Here is a 16,733-nt window from a genome sequence, read left to right on the forward strand (position 1 = left end):
CGAATTTATTTTCGTCGGTGTTGCTGGGGAGAGCGCCATCTTGCCTGAAAGGCTGATTGCAGCTGTAGTAGCGGAGATGTATCAATGCCCGCAACACAGGCTACAGCGTGGCTGACCGCTTCCAGAGTCGACAGGCTATGATCTAAATTGACATGACGGATGATGTAATGACTTTCTGGCGCGTTATTTAAATGAAACTGAGGCAGGCTGTGTAGCCAGCGATTGGCCTGCCAGATAGCATAAGCCTGACGCCAACTGCCGTCGATAAATATCAACTGGGAGAGTGGCCTGCCTACCCCACCCTGACTAAAATTCTCAAGCGGCGTACTTTGAGCTGAGGGGTACACCACCCCACACTGCCCGGCTAACACGTTGTCTTTAACGCTAACAAAATCCTCTGCCGCCTTGCCTACATAGACTTGTGTAGTGGGTATTGCCAGTTTTACCAGCCGGACTGTATTTTTCGCGTGCGACGATTCCTTTTTATGTTGCAAAACTATGACTGATAGGGGCGAATCAATGATGCTGATGTCATCGCACAAGCAGGTAGACTGTGGGAAATGGCAATGGGTACAATATGTTCGCATAGTAATGGCAGCGTGACTGTTAACAATATGGCTGAAAAGCAACAATACCAGATTTACCATACAATTAACCTCATACCCGAAGGCAAAGTGGCAAGTTACGGACAGATTGCCGATCTCGCGGGTCTACCGCGCAGAGCGCGTTTGGTTGGCTACTACTTAAAGCATTGCCAGGCGACGGAAAACCTGAAATGGCATCGGGTGATTAAATCCAGCGGACAAATTGCCTTTCCCCCGGGGTCGGAGAGAGCGAAAGTTCAGAGTGAAAATCTGGCGATGGAAGGGGTAGTGGTTAAAAATGGCCGGGTTAACATGAAAAAATATCAGTGGACGCCGGATATAACCGATATACTATATAAACTGAAATTTTAAAATGTTGTGACAAGCATAAAAGTCAGGTAACTTTTAAATTCCTGAGTAATTATGCTGACTTACGGATATGTCTGAAAACGCGCTCAAATCAATTAAAATTACTGAACTTAAGCCTGGAATGTATGTTCACCAGATTGAAGAACAGTCAGGTAAAGTTCAAATTAAAAGCAAAGGTCGTGTGACCAGTCAGGCTATTGTTGATAGCTTAAGAAAACGCGGCGTTAAAATACTTACCGTTGACGTATCCAAGCAATTTGAGCCTGAGGGCCAAAGTTTGCCTGACATTGTCGACGAACCCTCTGCTTCGGCATCGTCGACGGAACAACAAGTTGACCACAAACCAGCAGAAGAAAAAATTAGCTTCAGCAAAGAACTATTGCGCGCAGAGCGACTTCATAAGCGCGGCAAGGGTATTCAGAAACAACTTCTCAATGCGGTTAAGAAGGGATTGCCTTTTGAAGATAAAATTCCGCGTGAATTCAGCCAAAACCTGGTTGCGTCTATCGATCGCAATCCCGATGCGCTGGTATGTCTCACCAAAATACGTGAAAAAGACGATTATCTGTTAGAGCATTCGCTTAATGTTGCCATACTGCTGGCTCATTTTGGTCGCTTTTTAGAAATGAGTGATGCAGAAGTGGAAGATCTGGCCTACTCGGGCTTTTTGCATGACATCGGCAAAATACGTATCCCCGACAGTATTCTTCATAAGCCCGGACGCCTGGACGACATGGAAATGAACGTAATGAAAGATCATGTTTATTACGGTGTGCGGGTACTAGAAGACATGGGAATTGCGCCGCATTTAGTGCGCACAGTCAGTGAGCACCACGAGCGATTGGACGGCTATGGTTATCCTGCAGGCAGTCGTGGTGATGAAATTAGCCGAGCAGGCAGAATGTTGGCCGTGGTTGATATGTACGATGCACTGACTGCTGATCGGTGCTATAAAGACGGTATGCCCAGTCAAAAAGCGTTGCAAATCCTATTGGCTGAAACGCCTGATAAATTGGATGCTGAACTGGTGCAGCTATTTATTAAATGCATGGGCATTTACCCGGTGGGCAGTCTCGTAAAGCTCAGCAACGAACGCCTGGCAATGGTAGTGGAGCAGACCGCCTCTGCCGTTGCACCTAAAGTAAAAGTCTTTTACTCGTTACGAGGAAACCACTTTCTCGAACCCAAGGACGTCGATCTTAGTTCCACTACCACAGTAAAAATTGACAAGCCAGCGTTAGCGAGTGAATACAATATTAACTTTAACGGGTTTTTCGACAAATCCATCGCTATCTAAATAATGTGACCAATTACCAACACTTCGCGCTGGCTGCGGGTCATACTATCTTTCAATCAATCCCCGCGATTGCATTTAAGCTGCGTTCAGCTTGGTTAACCCATACTGGCAATTAATTCGTATGTAGCTGGAACAGGTCTTGCTAAAACTCTGTCACAGCAAGTAATTTGATTAATAAAGGATGAGTTAATATGAAAAAAACAGTGATTGCAGCAGCAATGGCAATGTCAGTTGTGGTAGCTGGTTGTGCTAATACAGAACTTTCTAATACGCAAAAAGGTGCCGGTATTGGCGCGGTAGTTGGCGCTATCCTGGGTAAGGCGACCGGTGATCATGATAAAAGTCGCTACGCCTGGGGAGCTGCGGTAGGTGCAATTGCTGGTGGCGCAATCGGTAAATACATGGATAAGCAAGAAGAAGAGCTCCGCGAAGAATTAGCTGACACGGGCGTTGACGTAGTCCGTGACGGTGATAACCTGCGTTTAGTGATGCCCGGCGACATCACCTTTGCCACTAACAGTGCGTCTATCAGCCCTAACTTTAATCCTGTTTTAAATGACGTGGCCACTGTGGTCAACAATTACGAAAAGACCGTGTTGATGATAAAAGGCCACACTGATGATACTGGCAGCGATCAACATAACCAGACGCTGTCAGAGCGCCGCGCAGAAGCGGTAAAATCGCAGCTGACTTCGTACAACGTTAATCCTACCCGCATTACTACTGTGGGCCTGGGTGAATTTAAACCCAAAGTACCCAATGACAGCGCCGCCAACAGACAAATGAACCGTCGCGTAGAACTGGAAATTCGCCCACTTCGCGAAGGCGTTTAATTCCTAGTGCTCCGGGAGCCTTCCCGGAGCCACCTCCATGGCTGCGTTTCTCAATTCCAACGCATGGTCAAAGAGGTAATGCCATCAGCAACGATGTCCTTAACAGGTGCACTTCCTTCACCACAGCGACTCTTACCGCCAGCGAACTCACACTAAATTATCCTGCCGAGCGAAAAAGGGTTGAGCAATAGTGAAATTAAGCTATACCTCATATATTTGTTCATAAGGCATTCACCCTTAGAGGTACCGCTAATGAATACCAAAGACATCCAACAAGCACTCATTGGGCGTGGCTTTTACCCCGGGCCTATCGATGGCTACCCCGGCAGATTAACCACCCACGCAATAAAACAATTTCAACAGGCCAATGGACTTACCATCGACGGACTGGTCGGCCCAAAGACACTAGCAAAATTATTTCCTGACACGAACATCACCAGCCCAGAAATGGATGAGACCAGTCTGCCGCTTGCCCTGCCCTGGCTTGAAATAGCAATGAACCTGTTAGATGTAAAAGAGGTGGCAGGACAAGGCTCCAATCCGTTAATAATAGATTGGGCGGCTAAACTCGGGCTGGCCGATTACCACGATGACGATATCCCCTGGTGTGGCCTGTTTGTAGCGCACTGCATCAGCAGTCAACTAAGCAACGAAGCAGTCCCCAATAACCCGCTGCTTGCCAGAAACTGGCAGAAATTCGGTAAGCAAACCACACCAGGGTTAGGTGCGGTGTTGGTGTTCTGGCGAGAATCTAAACAAAGCTACAAAGGGCATGTGGGTCTATATTGGGCTGAGGATGAAGACGCCTACCACGTCATCGGCGGCAATCAGTCAAACGCTGTTACGATCACGCGAATTGCAAAAGATAGACTGTTAGAAGCAAGATGGCCTCACACTGGACTCGATGAACACCCAATCATCCGCATGGCTACCAATAAAGGGTATTTGTTATCTACAAATGAGGCTTGAGGAAACATATTGTTTTGATATCTGCTGATAAACAATTCTTTTTTCTAGCAAAGACGAAGCAGCATTCATAAATGTTCTAGCTCCGCTACATAAGGTAAGACTCTCTAATACATTTGAGTTCCCGAAAAACTAAAACAAAATCAATTTTTGTGGGGTAGTCTATCCAAAAGAAAAAAGGTATTAAAAGAGAGTGTTATATCAGGAAGCTCGCGCCACTATACTCTAAAAATTGGACAAGGCTGGTGCACTTTTAAAAAGTACAAGGTGAAACGGAAATACTTGGAATGGACAAACCAAATAGAAATATTCAGTTTTACAATGACAATGCTGAGACCCTATTCAAACAATATCAGTCTATCGACTTTGATAGCGCGCATGCTTCATGGTTGCAGGTCGTAGATTTTGCTTCAATGCACACTGCTTTAGACGTCGGTGCTGGAAGCGGTCGTGACGCGCTGGCGTTGCATCAAAAGGGATTGCAGGTTACTGCTGTCGAACCTGCTAACGAACTTAGAAGAAAAGGATTAGCAATTACCGGAAACAATGTTAAATGGATTCGTGATGAAATGCCGAGTTTAAACAAAATTTCAGGAGTATTATACGACTTAATTTTAGTCAGTGCGCTCTGGATGCACTTGAACACTGCTCAGCAATTGCAAAGTATGAAAAGGCTATATTCGTTGCTTAGCGATAATGGTGTTTTAATTATTACATTGCGGTATGGAACATTTGACGATAATCGGATTGGATTCAACGTCGATAAGGACCGATTGATTGACGAGGCTAATTCCCTAGGACTAAGTGTCCTTCATCAGAACAGCGAAATGGATCGACTTAACCGTTCAGATGTTTCATGGGAAACTGTAGTCTTAACCCGTAGTCTTTAGATCTTAGTATTGTTTACTGCTACTATGTTGGCATCAGAATTATTCAAGGATGAGTATGTATCTTAGCTTCCAATGTAACATTGCGCATCGTCAAAAAATCTTAAATGTGTATGTGTATGTGTATGAGTATGGTGGTATTCCTTGTAGAAGGGAATCAAGGTTTAACTGAATGACACTTGCTTTTTATTACGATAAATTACAAAGCCTTAGGCCTGATAAATCTTCTGGAAGAGCTAAGCCGCACAAGGTCTGTATGATGTTCGCAGTAATGGATCTTATCGAACAGGGGCATGTTTACAATAACCGCATTTATTATGACGACACATTAAAAAAACGCTTTAGTTGGCATTTTATGCGCCTCAAACAGGGAAACGATGTTGAAAGCCCTTTCTTGCCTTTCTTTCATCTTAAATCTTCAGGCTTCTGGCATCTACATGTGTCTACAGAATACCGAGCAGCGTTTGACTCTATTAAATCTGCTACTGACACCAATATGCGTCAACTGGTCAATTATGCGTATTTAGATGATGGACTATATGATTATTTAAAAAATCCTAGCACAGCCCCTATTCTTAGAAATGCTATTACTGCAAATTTAGATAGTCTCGAAGATCAATTCGGGAGATGGGCAAAGTCAATTGGTAAGTCAGACAAAACCATTAAGAATTACGTAGGCGCACTCAAAAATTCTATACCAAATTGGCTAAACGATGCTGGTTTAGCGAATCAGAGTCTTCTTAGTATTGGCTCCTATATAGAGTATGAAAAGATCGTTAGCAAAACTTACGAAGTCAGAGAGTTCGTAGAAAAAGATAAACGTGGCAATGGGATGTACAGTGCTGCTATTAGGAGTTATCGGTCATTCTTATCAGATCTCACACAGGCTGATGTCCAACAGGATATTGATGAAATCATATTGAACAAAGATATTCCAGACACGCAAAAAGCTGTTATGGTCAATACTCGCGTTGGACAGGGACGATTCAGGGAAGACTTAATCAATCACTGGAAAGGCTGTGCAGTTACAAAATATCAGAACTATTCCTTTCTTATCGCTTCACACATCAAACCTTGGTCAAAGTCAGATAACGAAGAACGGTTGGATCCGTTTAATGGGCTCTTACTTTTAGCCAATATCGATAAAGCGTTTGATTTAGGTTTTATCAGCTTTGATGATAAAGGAGGCATTATGATATCGGATCACCTCGAAGAGCATCGTACCCTGGGCATTCATGCAGACATGAATATTTCATTGGCCAAGCAACACCAGGACTATTTAGCTTATCATCGCGAAGAGCATTTCAAGCAGTAGTTGAAGAATAGTGCTTCACTCCAGTTCCGAATCGGAACTGGAGTGAACAAGTCTCTAATTCTTTGTACGTAATCAACCCGCAGAACCTTTTAGCTTTTAACCTTCACTAAAAACCGATCACCACATCAACCAACACTTTAGCTTTAAAAAGTGTTGGTCAGCGTGACTTTTACAGTCTGATCGTGCCAGTTAAGGTATGAACAACTCCTTGTATTTAAAAGGCAATAGAGGTGTTTTGCGCTGTTGGTGTCGGCTTACTCAATATTCTGGATCTGCTCACGCATCTGTTCAATCAATACCTTCATCTCTACCGCAGATTGGGTGATCGAGGTGTTAATCGATTTTGAGCCCAGCGTATTCGATTCGCGGTTGAATTCCTGCATCATAAAGTCCAGGCGACGGCCGATGGCGCCTCCTTTTTTGAGAATTTTCCGGGTTTCGGTGACGTGGGCTTTGAGGCGATCGAGTTCTTCGGCGACGTCGACTTTTTGTGCCAGCATGATCATTTCCTGCTCCAGTCGGCCGGGTTCCAGTTCCACCTTGGCTTCTTCGAAACGGGAGGTAATGCGATCACGTTGCCATTGCATAATATCTGGCATTTCCTTCTCAACTTTGCCGGCTTCGGCTTCGATACCATCCAGGCGTTGTTCGATCATGGTTTTTAACGCCTCGCCTTCGCTGGCACGCGCTTGCAGGAACTCTTCAATCAGGGCATCGAAGTTTTTCAGCACATCACTGTTGATGGTGTCCATATCGGTTTCTTCTGCCGCAATCACCCCTGGCCAGCGTAATACGTCAAGCGGATTGACGCCGGTTGACTGGCCGTGCGACTGCACCCAGTCTGCAGCGTGCAGCACTTGCTTTGCCAGCTCTTCGTTCATGTGCAACTTGCTGACGTTGGCTTCGTTGGCGGTGAAGCGCAAGGTACATTCTACTTTACCGCGCTGTAGCTTTTTGCGTAGACGCTCTCGCAGAACGGGCTCTAGCGCTCTGAATTGTTCGGGTAGTCGAAAATACGTTTCCAGAAAGCGTTGGTTAACCGAGCGGATTTCCCATACGGCTGTTCCCCAGTCTTGTTTAACTTCGCTGCGCGCGAATGCGGTCATACTGTAAATCACATGTCACCTGTATCGTGTTTAGTTTCTGTATAAGCAAACAGCACTGATTGGCCCTTTGCGCCTTTCCAAATATCTATGACAGAAACTTTGTATGCTCATCTTAGCCTATTTTCGAGGTGAAATAACGTCACTACCCTCTATTTATATTTTGCGTAATTAGCCGGGGAGGCATTGACAGTGCGCAAACGTCTGGCGAACAATAGGCAACCGGAGCCGTCTGACTGGGAAATTGATGCAACTAATTCGCGCCGCACTGAAGAAAGCGAACCAACAACAACTACATGCCTGGGCGAGTGAAAGCCCGTCATTGAAGCTTCCTGAAATTGCATCGACACAGGTGTTTTCCGCTGCAGAGTTTCAAGCCAGACTGACCACATTTAATCGTCTACACGACTGGCGTGAAACGTATTTACACCCTTGTTTTGCGCAGTTTTTAGGGCTTCCTCAAATTATTAATGCCCTTGCCCATCGCCATTCGCCCTTCCCCTTAATGGGGCTGGTGCACGTAGGAAATCTAATCGACGTGATTGAGCTTGTGCGCAATGAGGATCTGCGTATCGATTGTCACCTCGGCGCAATAAGGCCCCATGCCAGAGGCGTTAGTGTGGATATTCGGATGCAGGTGTTTCAGCGTGATATTCTTTGTATGACAGCCAGCAGTCAGTATCTGTACCGAATAACCTCTGATGATACAACAGAGCGTGTTTCGCCAACGCTGCCATCGCTCTCTATCCCAGCGGATGAAGTTACAAGCGAACGTAATTTGTTGCCCTTTGACGAAGACGTTGGTCGCAAATACGCCCGTCTCAGCGGTGACTTCAACCCCATCCATCTGTTTAAATTGAGTGCTAAGTTATTCGGCTTTAAAACCCATATTGCCCACGGTATGCATGTACTGGCGTTAGCCCTCTCAAGATTGCATAACAACGACAGCCTGTTTGCGCAGCCTGCCACAATAACCAATCAGTTTAATCACCCGGTAGCGCTACCCTGTCTGGCTACGCTGCTGCGTGCAGAAGATGACACTGATTCTCAGAAATCAGTGGCGTTTGAGTTACATGATCCTAAAGCAGCGCGCAGAAAACAAATGGTACTGGCGGGAAAAATAGTCAGGAAACAGGGATAGCAAAGTTTAGCCGCAACCAACCACTTCGAATGTAAGGTCAGTTGGTTTTAGCGCTGATATTGCTTAAAGACGATTTTGGTTTCACCGTGCACCTTTAACTGCTCATAGGCAACCGCTAAACTGTAGTCATCCGCTATATACTGGTGATAAAAACGCCAGTCTTTGCTTGGGTGGTAACCAGCAGTAGGCCTCAATTTCAGCTGATTAGTGTGCACGTCACTGAAGTAAAAGGTATCAAAGGGTAATGCCATCCCTTTACCTTCAGCTTTGGTGAGCGCCTCTTTTAAAGCCCATAGTTTGTAAAAATGGTGTGAAGCTGAGTGTGGCCATGGCTTATCAGTTATTGCGCCATCCCATTCACTCGGATGAAAATAATCTCTGGCAATGTTCTCGACGTTGCGCGAAGCTCGCATATGTTCGATGTCTACGCCTAACAAGCGCTGCCGCGCAACACCTATAATGACTTTACTCTTCGAATGAGACAGATTGAACTGTAACCCGTGCCTATTTTCAAGCGTTGGTTTGCCCCAGGAATCAACGCTAAAACGCAGCGAATTAGGCGTCGTAATGGGTATATAGTCACTAAGAATGGTGCGCAGTGCGCCGCGGGTGATAAAAAACTGCTGTTGGCGTTTAACTGAGCGAAAGCCAGCCATGCGTTGTTTTTCATCTTCTGATAAGTAATCAGCAAAGGTAGTCAGGGCAGCGGGGGAGACATCGTCAAAATCAATCAGCCACAGGTGAATTTCATCGCTGCTAAGCGCTAGTTTCGGGCTATTTTGCGATACACTCATTTTCAACGAAATTCTCTCACTAAAAGCCTCAATTACAGTTTTTATACTGACCCATGACAGCGATTATATATGCCGATGGCCAAAATTATTTGAATAAACAAAGGTAAACAAAATCTTAACTTTTTAAAAACACGAAAATAGTTTTTAGCCCAACATTAGTTTAAACTAGCCACCAATAAGTTCGAAGTAAAAATGGATTAGGACTGCAATACCAATGTCGACACAAACTGAATCCGAATTAAAAATGGCCCAACTTATTGCAGAAGCAATAAATTTAGAAGATATGGAAGCGGAAGAGATCGATCCTGAAGAGCAATTATTCGGTGATGGTCTGGGGCTGGATTCCATTGATGCGCTGGAAATATCATTGGCAATTTCGCAAGAGTATGGCGTGCAAATGAAAGCTGAAGATGAGACCACTCGTGAAGCGTTCGCCACACTAAGAAGTTTGACCGCATATGTGGAAAGCAACAAGTAGCTTTCCACAGCTAAATTCTGCTTCCATAAATGAGTTATCCCAGACCTGATTGTCAGACACATCAGCGTTTGCGAGCCACTAAGATTTCCAGGTTTTCCAGGTCATTGTGCGAGGAAATTCAACTCGGTTTTGAGAAAGACTGAACTGCATAGATACGTATTGTGGTGGCTCACTATCGTTAGATCGGCTGTAAAAAGTTAAATACATGAATATAGATATTATTGATTACGACTCATGCTCTGCCGCAGGTGTGAACCTGACTGAACTACGCGCGTCGCTTCAACATCATCGAAGTGGTCTGAGAAAAAACGATTTGCCCGGATCAACGCTGGATACCTGGATTGGCAGGGTAGCGCAAATTGACGCGGTGACTGATCTTAAACTCTGGCAAAGCCGCAATAACGCGCTGGCTGCACTGGGTCTTGAACAAGGCACCCTGAAGCAGACGCTGGCTGGTTTAGTCAAACAATACGGTACCGCGCGTATCGGTATTGTAATGGGGTCAAGCACCTCAAGCATCGACAGAACTGAGACGGCGTATACTGATTTAGACGAGAACGGAGCGCTTAAGCCTGCTTTTCAACAACGGTTAGTGCATAACCCCCACGCACCCAGCTTGTTTGTCGCCCATTACACCGGTATTGAAGGACCATCGCTGACCATCAACACGGCGTGTTCGTCGTCAGCCAAAGTTTTTGCGACCGGTGCGCGCTGGCTGGAGTTCGGTATTGTTGATGCGGTGCTGGTGGGCGGTGTGGATACGTTATGTCTCAGTGTTTTACATGGTTTTAACTCGTTACAGTTACTTTCCACAAACCCATGCAAACCTTTTGATCAACACCGCGATGGCATCAACTTGGGCGAAGCGTCCGGCTTTGCAATTTTGCAGCGCGGTGGCGAAAACGCCAACGGCGTAGGAATTAAACTCGCCGGGTATGGCGAAAGTTCGGATGCTTACCACATGTCACACCCGCACCCAGAGGGATTGGGCGCACGTTTGTCAATGACCCAGGCCCTGGAACGTGCTGGGCTTGAGGCGAATGCCATCGATTACGTCAATCTGCACGGAACGTCAAGCCGCGCAAATGATCTTATCGAAGGACGGTTAATCTCTGATTTGTTTCCTAAGACGACCCAATGTTCTTCGACCAAAGGGTGGATGGGGCACACACTGGGCGCTGCCGGCATCACTGAAGCCATTATTACCATGGACACCTTGCGCACACAGCAGATTCCTGGTTCAAAAAACCTGGAAACGCTGGATGAAGCATTGGATTTTTCTATTCAGGCGGCGCATCTGCAAAAGTCCTGTCAGCATGTTATGACCAATTCGTTTGGTTTTGGTGGCAATAATTGCACCCTTTTGTTTAGTAAGGCGCAGTAATATGCAAGCGAGAGAATTAACCTGTAAAGTGGCCAGTCTGGGTGCCTGGGGCAGCTATTTTGATAGTTGGGCAACCCTTCAGCAGTTAATGCAGGGCGGCGCGTTACCCGACGCTAAAAACAAAGGGCCCAAACCCGAAGTCATTCCACCTAACGAGCGACGTCGAGCACCCTTGCCGGTGCGTCTGGCGGTGGAAAGCTCATGGCAGGCCACGCAGTCAGCCGGGGTTACGCCTGATGCGCTAACCTGTGTGTTTGTTTCAGGGTTAGGGGATACCGATTTAACTGATTATATGTGTAAGGTGCTGGCCTCCGAACACAAAGAATTATCGCCCACTAAGTTTCACAACTCAGTGCATAATGCGCCAGCGGGTTACTGGACCATCAGTACCAAAACCATGCGCGCGGCTAATTCTGTCGCCGGTTTTGAACAGTCTGTATCGCTTACCTTATTGGAAGCAATGATTCAGTGTGAATCTGAAAGTGTGCCGTTACTAGTCACCTTCTATGATGCTCCTGTGGCCGATGTGTTATCGCCGTTATTGGCCAATCAGGAACCTTTCGCCTTTTCGCTGGTAATCTATCCCGGTTCTGCCGATATTAAAGGGATTGCCTTGAGCGCAACGGTGAGTAATTCCGAAAGTGTCAGCTGGCCAGCCTCGCCTAGCGAAAACAGCTATCTTTCGGCTTTGTATAAAGATAATCCCAGCGCCAAAATATTGAGCCTGGCGGCCCTTTTAAGTGACGATACGGTTTCGGGTGACAAGGTGGCGATGCCGTTGAGTAAAGGCGCGTCGATTACGTTTTCTCGTTTATAGGGCTTATATGCAACTTTCAAATGCGGACATTATTATTGCCGGTGGTGGCCTGGCCGGAATGAGTCTGGCGCTGCAACTTCACCAACGTAACCCGCAGCTGGCCATTACCATAATCGAAAAAAACACCTTTCCTGTGCCTGACACTACGGCAAAAGTAGGTGAATCAACGGTAGAAATTGGCGCACACTATTTCACTGAAGTGCTCGGCTTAAAAGATCATTTTCAGCAAAATCATCTGCGTAAATACGGCTTGCGTTGTTTTTTTGGCAATGTAGAGGGAAGTTTTGACCAACATGATGAACTGGGTGTCAGTGAGCTGTTCGGTATTCCTGCCTATCAGATAGAACGGGGCACCCTGGAAAACTACCTTTACCGATTATTGACTGACAAAGGGATTACGATCCTTGATGGTAGTGTGCCCGAAGAGATTGAGCTGGGTGATAAGCAACATCGGATTATTTGTCGGCAAGGCAGCGAACAGCACGCCATTAATGCTCGTTGGATAGTAGATGCTGCCGGACGTCAGGCGTTGCTACGCAATAAACTGAATTTGAACAAAGACACTGGCCACAAAGGCAACGCAGTGTTTTTTCGGGTGAACAAACGCGTGATCATTGATGAGTGGTCAGAAAATCAGGTCTGGCAGCAACGCGTGTGCGAGCCGGGTAAACGCTGGCTAAGCACCAACCATCTGATGGGGCCGGGTTACTGGGTTTGGGTGATCCCACTGGCATCAGGCGCGACCAGTTTCGGCATCGTGATGGATGATCAGGCACTGGCTGAGAGTAATATTGAGACCTTTGAGGATACCCTGGCCTGGTTGACTAAAGCGCAACCGAACTGTGCGCGTTCATTAGTGGACGCCGAGTTGCTCGATTTCAAAGTGATGCGCGATTATTCCTACGGCTGCAAACAAATGTTTTCTGATCAAGGTTGGGCCATGACGGGCGAAGCGGGTGCCTTCTCTGATCCCTTTTACTCGCCGGGCAGTGACTTTATTGCATTGAACAATACTTTCATCACGCATTTAATCGAGCGTGACTTGCAGGGCAAAGATATTCGCCTCGAAAGTGCCTTGTTCCATAAGTTTTACGATTCGTTTTTTGAAAACACCCTGTCACTCTACAAAGACCAGTACGGTGGTTTTGGCGATCGCAGGATGATGTCGATTAAACTGGTATGGGATTACACCTATTACTGGGGAGTGCTTTCACTACTATTCTTCTTTGACGCCATCGGTGATATTGAACTGATGCGAAAAATCTCACCAAACCTGATGGAATCGCAAAAGCTCAACAAACAGATGCAGATGCTGTTAAGTCAGCGGGCACAAAAACGCGCTGTGTTGCCAGCCAAAAGTATTTTCATGGATCAGTTCTTAGTGCCTTGTTTAAATCAGCTTAACGATGTGCTGAAACAAAAAAATGTCAATGTCGAACAGGCGCTGGCGACCAATCTTGAAATGATGCAGCAAATGGTTCCCTGTTTCGCAGATATGCTTAGCGAGACACCCACAATGGACATCGATGAAAGCGAGCGGGCGTTGTTAGGTAATTACCGCGCAAGCGTGCTCGCCTGATGCCTCGCCATCCGCAGTTTCAACGCTCAGCGTGGCTCACACTGTTACTGGCGCTGCTGATGCTTGCCTATCCGCTGTTGGTGTACCTGCACATTGATGATATTAACCCGCGCTGGGTGGGTGTGGCCTTGTTTATCGTCGTGGGTTTACGTGCGCTGGTGGTGGGTAAGTTAAAACAAGTAAGTGAATGGTCGTTGCTCTTACTGATAAGTGTGTATTGCGCTCTGATCATGGTGTTTGACAGTGAACTGCTGGTCAGGTTTTACCCGGTACTCATGAGCGTGGGTATGGGCGTATTGTTTATGGCCTCGCTGTTTGACGCTGAAACCCTGATAGAAAAGTTTGCCAAAGCGGGTGGACAAACACCGCCACCCCAAGCGCATGGATATTTACGTGTATTGACCGTATGCTGGGGTGGCTTACTGCTTATAAACGGTTTGATAGCAGCCTATACTGCCTGGTTTGCCAGCCTGTCGACGTGGGCACTGTATAATGGGCTCATCTCTTATTTGGTGTTGGCAGGCTTTGCAGCACTGGAATGGGGTTATCGGGGCTTTTACAAAAAGAGACATAATATTATCGATGATTGATCAAGAAACACTTAACGGCCTGTTTAATAAATATGAGGGCCCTACAGTTACTGCCTGTAACAGACACGATGATGCGGTCGTGATAAACCTGTATGTAGATGATAATCTACGGTGGTTCCAAGGGCATTTTCCTGAGCAACCGGTTCTGCCTGGAATTGTGCAAATTGACTGGGCGGGCACGTTGGCCAGGGCACTCATGGTAGGCGACAACAGCTTTAAGCAACTGATCAACATTAAATTTAAAACCATGGTGATGCCCAACACTGCCATGCAGCTGGAGCTAACATACCAAGCTGATAAAGGTAGCCTTAAATTTCACTTCTTCAATGAAAACACATCGTTTTCCCAAGGTAGTTTTAAGTTTATCCCATTATGAAATACTGCATTATTATTCCCCATTACAAGCACGAAGTACTTTTTGCCCAGTTTCTACCCAGTCTGGTTAAACTAAACTTACCTTGCATTATCGTTGACGATGGCAGCGGCACGACCAGCACTGACAAACTGACCGAATTACTGGCCCCCTATCCCGAATTTCATCTGGTTAAGCACCAGTCCAATCGCGGCAAAGGCGCGTCAGTGATTACCGGCTGCTATCACGCCAGCGCCATGGGATTTACCCATGTGATGCAGCTTGATGCAGATGGCCAGCACAATATCGACGATGCGGTGAAGTTACTGGATTATAGTGAAAGACATCCTGAGTGCATTATTTCGGGGCAACCTTACTTTGATGAAACCGCGCCGCTTATCCGTAAATACGGACGAAAAATCAATGGCTTCTGGGTCGTGCTGGAAACCCTGTCATTTAAAGTCAAAGACGGTTTGTGCGGGTTTCGTGTATACCCGATTAAACAGGTAGAGCATCTGTTCGACCAATACTATCTGGGGCCGCGCATGGATTTTGACCCTGAACTTCTGGTCAAGGCCTTATGGGCGAACATCGATGTACACTTTATTCCTACTAAAGTGATTTATCACGCAAATACCGTCTCGCATTTTCATTATTTGCAGGACAACCTGATGCTGATCAAACTGCATGTACGCTTGATGTTCGGCATGCTTATTCGTTTGCCACGTATTCTGTATGCGCGCATTGCAGGTATGTGGAGTTAAATCATGAATGCAAGTGGTTCTCAGCCGGCCAGCGCCAACCCCCAACACTGGTCGCAAATTAAAGAAGCCGGTACGCTGACCGGCATGCGGCTGATTTATTTGCTGTATCGACTTTTTGGGCGCCGTTTCTTTTCGCTGCTCATGTATCCGGTGGCACTTTATTTCGTCATCTCCAAACCCACACAACGCCGTGCCTCGCGCCAGTTCTTAACGGCTCACTATAAACAGGCTCCACACAAGTGGCGCCGACCGCCGAATAATCTTCACGTGTTATTGCATTTTAAAGCTTTCGCCGAAGTGATCCTGGACAAACTGCTGGGATGGCTAATCAAAATAGACAAAAGTGATTTTGTGCTTACCTCACCGCAAACGGTAGAGGCCCTGCTTGATGACACGCGCGGTCAACTGATTATCGGCTCTCACTTCGGCAATTTAGAGTTTTGTCGCGGCTTTATGCATCGGTATAAGAACAAAGTGATCAATATTTTACTGTATGACAAGCATGCCGGTAACTTTGTTAAAATGATGCAAAAACAAAATGATGAGTCGCGCTTGAATGTATTTCAGGTGGATGAATTCGACATGAACACCATTTTGAAATTAAAAGAAAAAATCGATGCCGGTGAATGGGTCTTCATCGCTGGTGATCGCATTCCGCTAAGCGGCGTTGAACGTACCGTGGATGTGAAGTTTTTAGGTAAAACAGCGCCGTTACCCATTGGCCCCTATATGCTGGCAAAGGCCCTTGCCTGTCCGGTCAACTACATGTTCGCGTACCGTTATCGCCCCGTAGGCAATAAAGTGGTATTTGATGTCACCCCCGTGTGCGATAAGCTGGTGGTTTCGCGCAAAAACAGAGCTGTCGATATTCAGCAGCATGCACAGCAGTTTGCCGACAAACTGGAGGAGCATTGCTTGCAGGCACCGTATCAGTGGTTCAATTTTTACAATTTCTGGCAGCCTGATGAGGACAGCCGGGCGCATATCAGCGACAGCAAGGAAGGGTTATGAGCGGTAGCAATTCACATTTTGATGAGCGCGTATTGGAGCTTATCCCCCATCGTCCGCCCATGTTACTCATCAATAAACTGCTCAAGGTAACGGAATCGTCATCGTCGGCATTGGTTGTGATTGATAGCGAGGCGTCCTTTTTTCAGGCAGACAAAGGGGTCCCTGCGTGGGTTGGCCTTGAATACATGGGGCAAACCGCCGCACTCATCGCCGGTCATCAATTGCAACTGGGGGTTGTGTCGCCCCATTTAGGGTTCTTACTGGGCACCCGTACTTTTACCGCAGAATGTGACTATTATGAAACGGGCAAACTCAAAGTCAGTTGCCGTGAAAAAGCCATCGTCGGCGATGGACTTGCAACGTTCGAATGCCTGATTGAAACTTACCCCCAGGATGCGCAGCAAGCAGAATGTCTGGCCACGGCCACATTATCTGTTTTTCGCCGCCTACTACATGAGAAGGTCTGATT

19 protein-coding genes are annotated in these 16,733 nt (G+C 46.5%); 16 read left to right on the top strand and 3 right to left on the bottom strand.

Annotated elements, in window-relative coordinates; all coding sequences use genetic code 11:
- Positions 1-5: 5 nt before the first annotated feature.
- Positions 6-647 (bottom strand): tRNA-uridine aminocarboxypropyltransferase, encoded by a 642-nt coding sequence (locus HCJ96_RS11495; RefSeq protein WP_343034708.1) that lies wholly within the window; start codon positions 645-647, stop codon positions 6-8.
- Here HCJ96_RS11495 and HCJ96_RS11500 point away from each other — a divergent pair.
- From HCJ96_RS11500 to HCJ96_RS11525, 6 genes are all read left to right on the top strand, one after another.
- Entirely contained in the window at positions 567-956 is a 390-nt protein-coding gene (locus tag HCJ96_RS11500; RefSeq protein ID WP_246261348.1) for an MGMT family protein, read from the top strand. The two genes, HCJ96_RS11495 and HCJ96_RS11500, sit on opposite strands and share 81 nt — an antisense overlap.
- A gap of 67 nt (positions 957-1,023) precedes the next feature.
- On the top strand, positions 1,024-2,250 hold the full coding sequence (locus HCJ96_RS11505; RefSeq protein ID WP_169211216.1) for a cyclic di-GMP phosphodiesterase: 1,227 nt from the start codon (positions 1,024-1,026) through the stop codon (positions 2,248-2,250).
- A 191-nt stretch (positions 2,251-2,441) separates the two neighbouring features.
- On the top strand, positions 2,442-3,083 hold the full coding sequence (locus HCJ96_RS11510) for a YiaD family glycine zipper/OmpA-like lipoprotein (protein WP_169211217.1): 642 nt from the start codon (positions 2,442-2,444) through the stop codon (positions 3,081-3,083).
- Between the two features lie 252 nt (positions 3,084-3,335).
- Positions 3,336-4,052 carry an NlpC/P60 family protein gene (locus HCJ96_RS11515; protein WP_169211218.1) on the top strand — a complete coding sequence of 239 codons (717 nt, stop codon included), beginning with the start codon at positions 3,336-3,338 and terminating at the stop codon, positions 4,050-4,052.
- Positions 4,053-4,336: 284 nt separating this feature from the next.
- Entirely contained in the window at positions 4,337-4,939 is a 603-nt protein-coding gene (locus HCJ96_RS11520) for a class I SAM-dependent methyltransferase (RefSeq protein ID WP_169211219.1), read from the top strand.
- Between the two features lie 169 nt (positions 4,940-5,108).
- Complete coding sequence (locus HCJ96_RS11525) at positions 5,109-6,251, top strand: HNH endonuclease (RefSeq protein ID WP_169211220.1); 1,143 nt, start codon at positions 5,109-5,111, stop codon at positions 6,249-6,251.
- A 254-nt stretch (positions 6,252-6,505) separates the two neighbouring features.
- On the opposite strand, the gene HCJ96_RS11530 is transcribed toward HCJ96_RS11525, so the two are convergent.
- Positions 6,506-7,369, bottom strand: a complete 864-nt coding sequence (locus HCJ96_RS11530) for a YicC/YloC family endoribonuclease (RefSeq protein WP_169211221.1) — start codon at positions 7,367-7,369, stop codon at positions 6,506-6,508.
- Between the two features lie 232 nt (positions 7,370-7,601).
- Between HCJ96_RS11530 and HCJ96_RS11535 the strand changes: the two genes are divergently transcribed.
- Positions 7,602-8,495, top strand: coding sequence for a MaoC/PaaZ C-terminal domain-containing protein (locus tag HCJ96_RS11535; RefSeq protein WP_169211222.1), 894 nt, complete (start codon positions 7,602-7,604; stop codon positions 8,493-8,495).
- A 47-nt stretch (positions 8,496-8,542) separates the two neighbouring features.
- On the opposite strand, the gene HCJ96_RS11540 is transcribed toward HCJ96_RS11535, so the two are convergent.
- Positions 8,543-9,289: a 4'-phosphopantetheinyl transferase family protein gene (locus HCJ96_RS11540; RefSeq protein ID WP_169211223.1), complete on the bottom strand. Its 747-nt coding sequence runs from the start codon at positions 9,287-9,289 to the stop codon at positions 8,543-8,545.
- A gap of 214 nt (positions 9,290-9,503) precedes the next feature.
- Here HCJ96_RS11540 and HCJ96_RS11545 point away from each other — a divergent pair, with 214 nt between their 5' ends.
- From HCJ96_RS11545 to HCJ96_RS11585, 9 genes are all read left to right on the top strand, one after another.
- Positions 9,504-9,767 carry a phosphopantetheine-binding protein gene (locus HCJ96_RS11545; protein WP_169211224.1) on the top strand — a complete coding sequence of 88 codons (264 nt, stop codon included), beginning with the start codon at positions 9,504-9,506 and terminating at the stop codon, positions 9,765-9,767.
- Positions 9,768-9,972: 205 nt separating this feature from the next.
- Entirely contained in the window at positions 9,973-11,151 is a 1,179-nt protein-coding gene (locus HCJ96_RS11550) for a beta-ketoacyl-ACP synthase (RefSeq protein ID WP_169211225.1), read from the top strand.
- 1 nt (position 11,152) lies between these two features.
- Positions 11,153-11,968, top strand: coding sequence for a beta-ketoacyl synthase chain length factor (locus HCJ96_RS11555; RefSeq protein ID WP_169211226.1), 816 nt, complete (start codon positions 11,153-11,155; stop codon positions 11,966-11,968).
- Positions 11,969-11,975: 7 nt separating this feature from the next.
- Positions 11,976-13,547, top strand: coding sequence for an NAD(P)/FAD-dependent oxidoreductase (locus HCJ96_RS11560; RefSeq protein WP_169211227.1), 1,572 nt, complete (start codon positions 11,976-11,978; stop codon positions 13,545-13,547).
- Positions 13,547-14,137, top strand: coding sequence for a COG4648 family protein (locus HCJ96_RS11565; protein ID WP_169211228.1), 591 nt, complete (start codon positions 13,547-13,549; stop codon positions 14,135-14,137). Before HCJ96_RS11560 ends, HCJ96_RS11565 begins: the two co-directional genes overlap by 1 nt.
- Complete coding sequence (locus HCJ96_RS11570; protein WP_169211229.1) at positions 14,130-14,513, top strand: ApeI family dehydratase; 384 nt, start codon at positions 14,130-14,132, stop codon at positions 14,511-14,513. The genes HCJ96_RS11565 and HCJ96_RS11570 overlap by 8 nt, the downstream gene beginning before the upstream one ends.
- A complete protein-coding gene (locus tag HCJ96_RS11575) occupies positions 14,510-15,253 on the top strand; it encodes a glycosyltransferase family 2 protein (protein ID WP_169211230.1) in 744 nt (247 codons plus the stop codon). The genes HCJ96_RS11570 and HCJ96_RS11575 overlap by 4 nt, the downstream gene beginning before the upstream one ends.
- Positions 15,254-15,256: 3 nt before the next feature.
- The gene (locus HCJ96_RS11580) at positions 15,257-16,264 is read left to right on the top strand and encodes a lysophospholipid acyltransferase family protein (protein ID WP_169211231.1); all 1,008 of its coding nucleotides are present in this window, start codon (positions 15,257-15,259) and stop codon (positions 16,262-16,264) included.
- Positions 16,261-16,731: a hotdog family protein gene (locus HCJ96_RS11585; RefSeq protein WP_169211232.1), complete on the top strand. Its 471-nt coding sequence runs from the start codon at positions 16,261-16,263 to the stop codon at positions 16,729-16,731. Before HCJ96_RS11580 ends, HCJ96_RS11585 begins: the two co-directional genes overlap by 4 nt.
- Positions 16,732-16,733: the final 2 nt, after the last annotated feature.

Source organism: Alteromonas ponticola (assembly GCF_012911815.1).
GTDB lineage: Bacteria > Pseudomonadota > Gammaproteobacteria > Enterobacterales > Alteromonadaceae > Alteromonas > Alteromonas ponticola.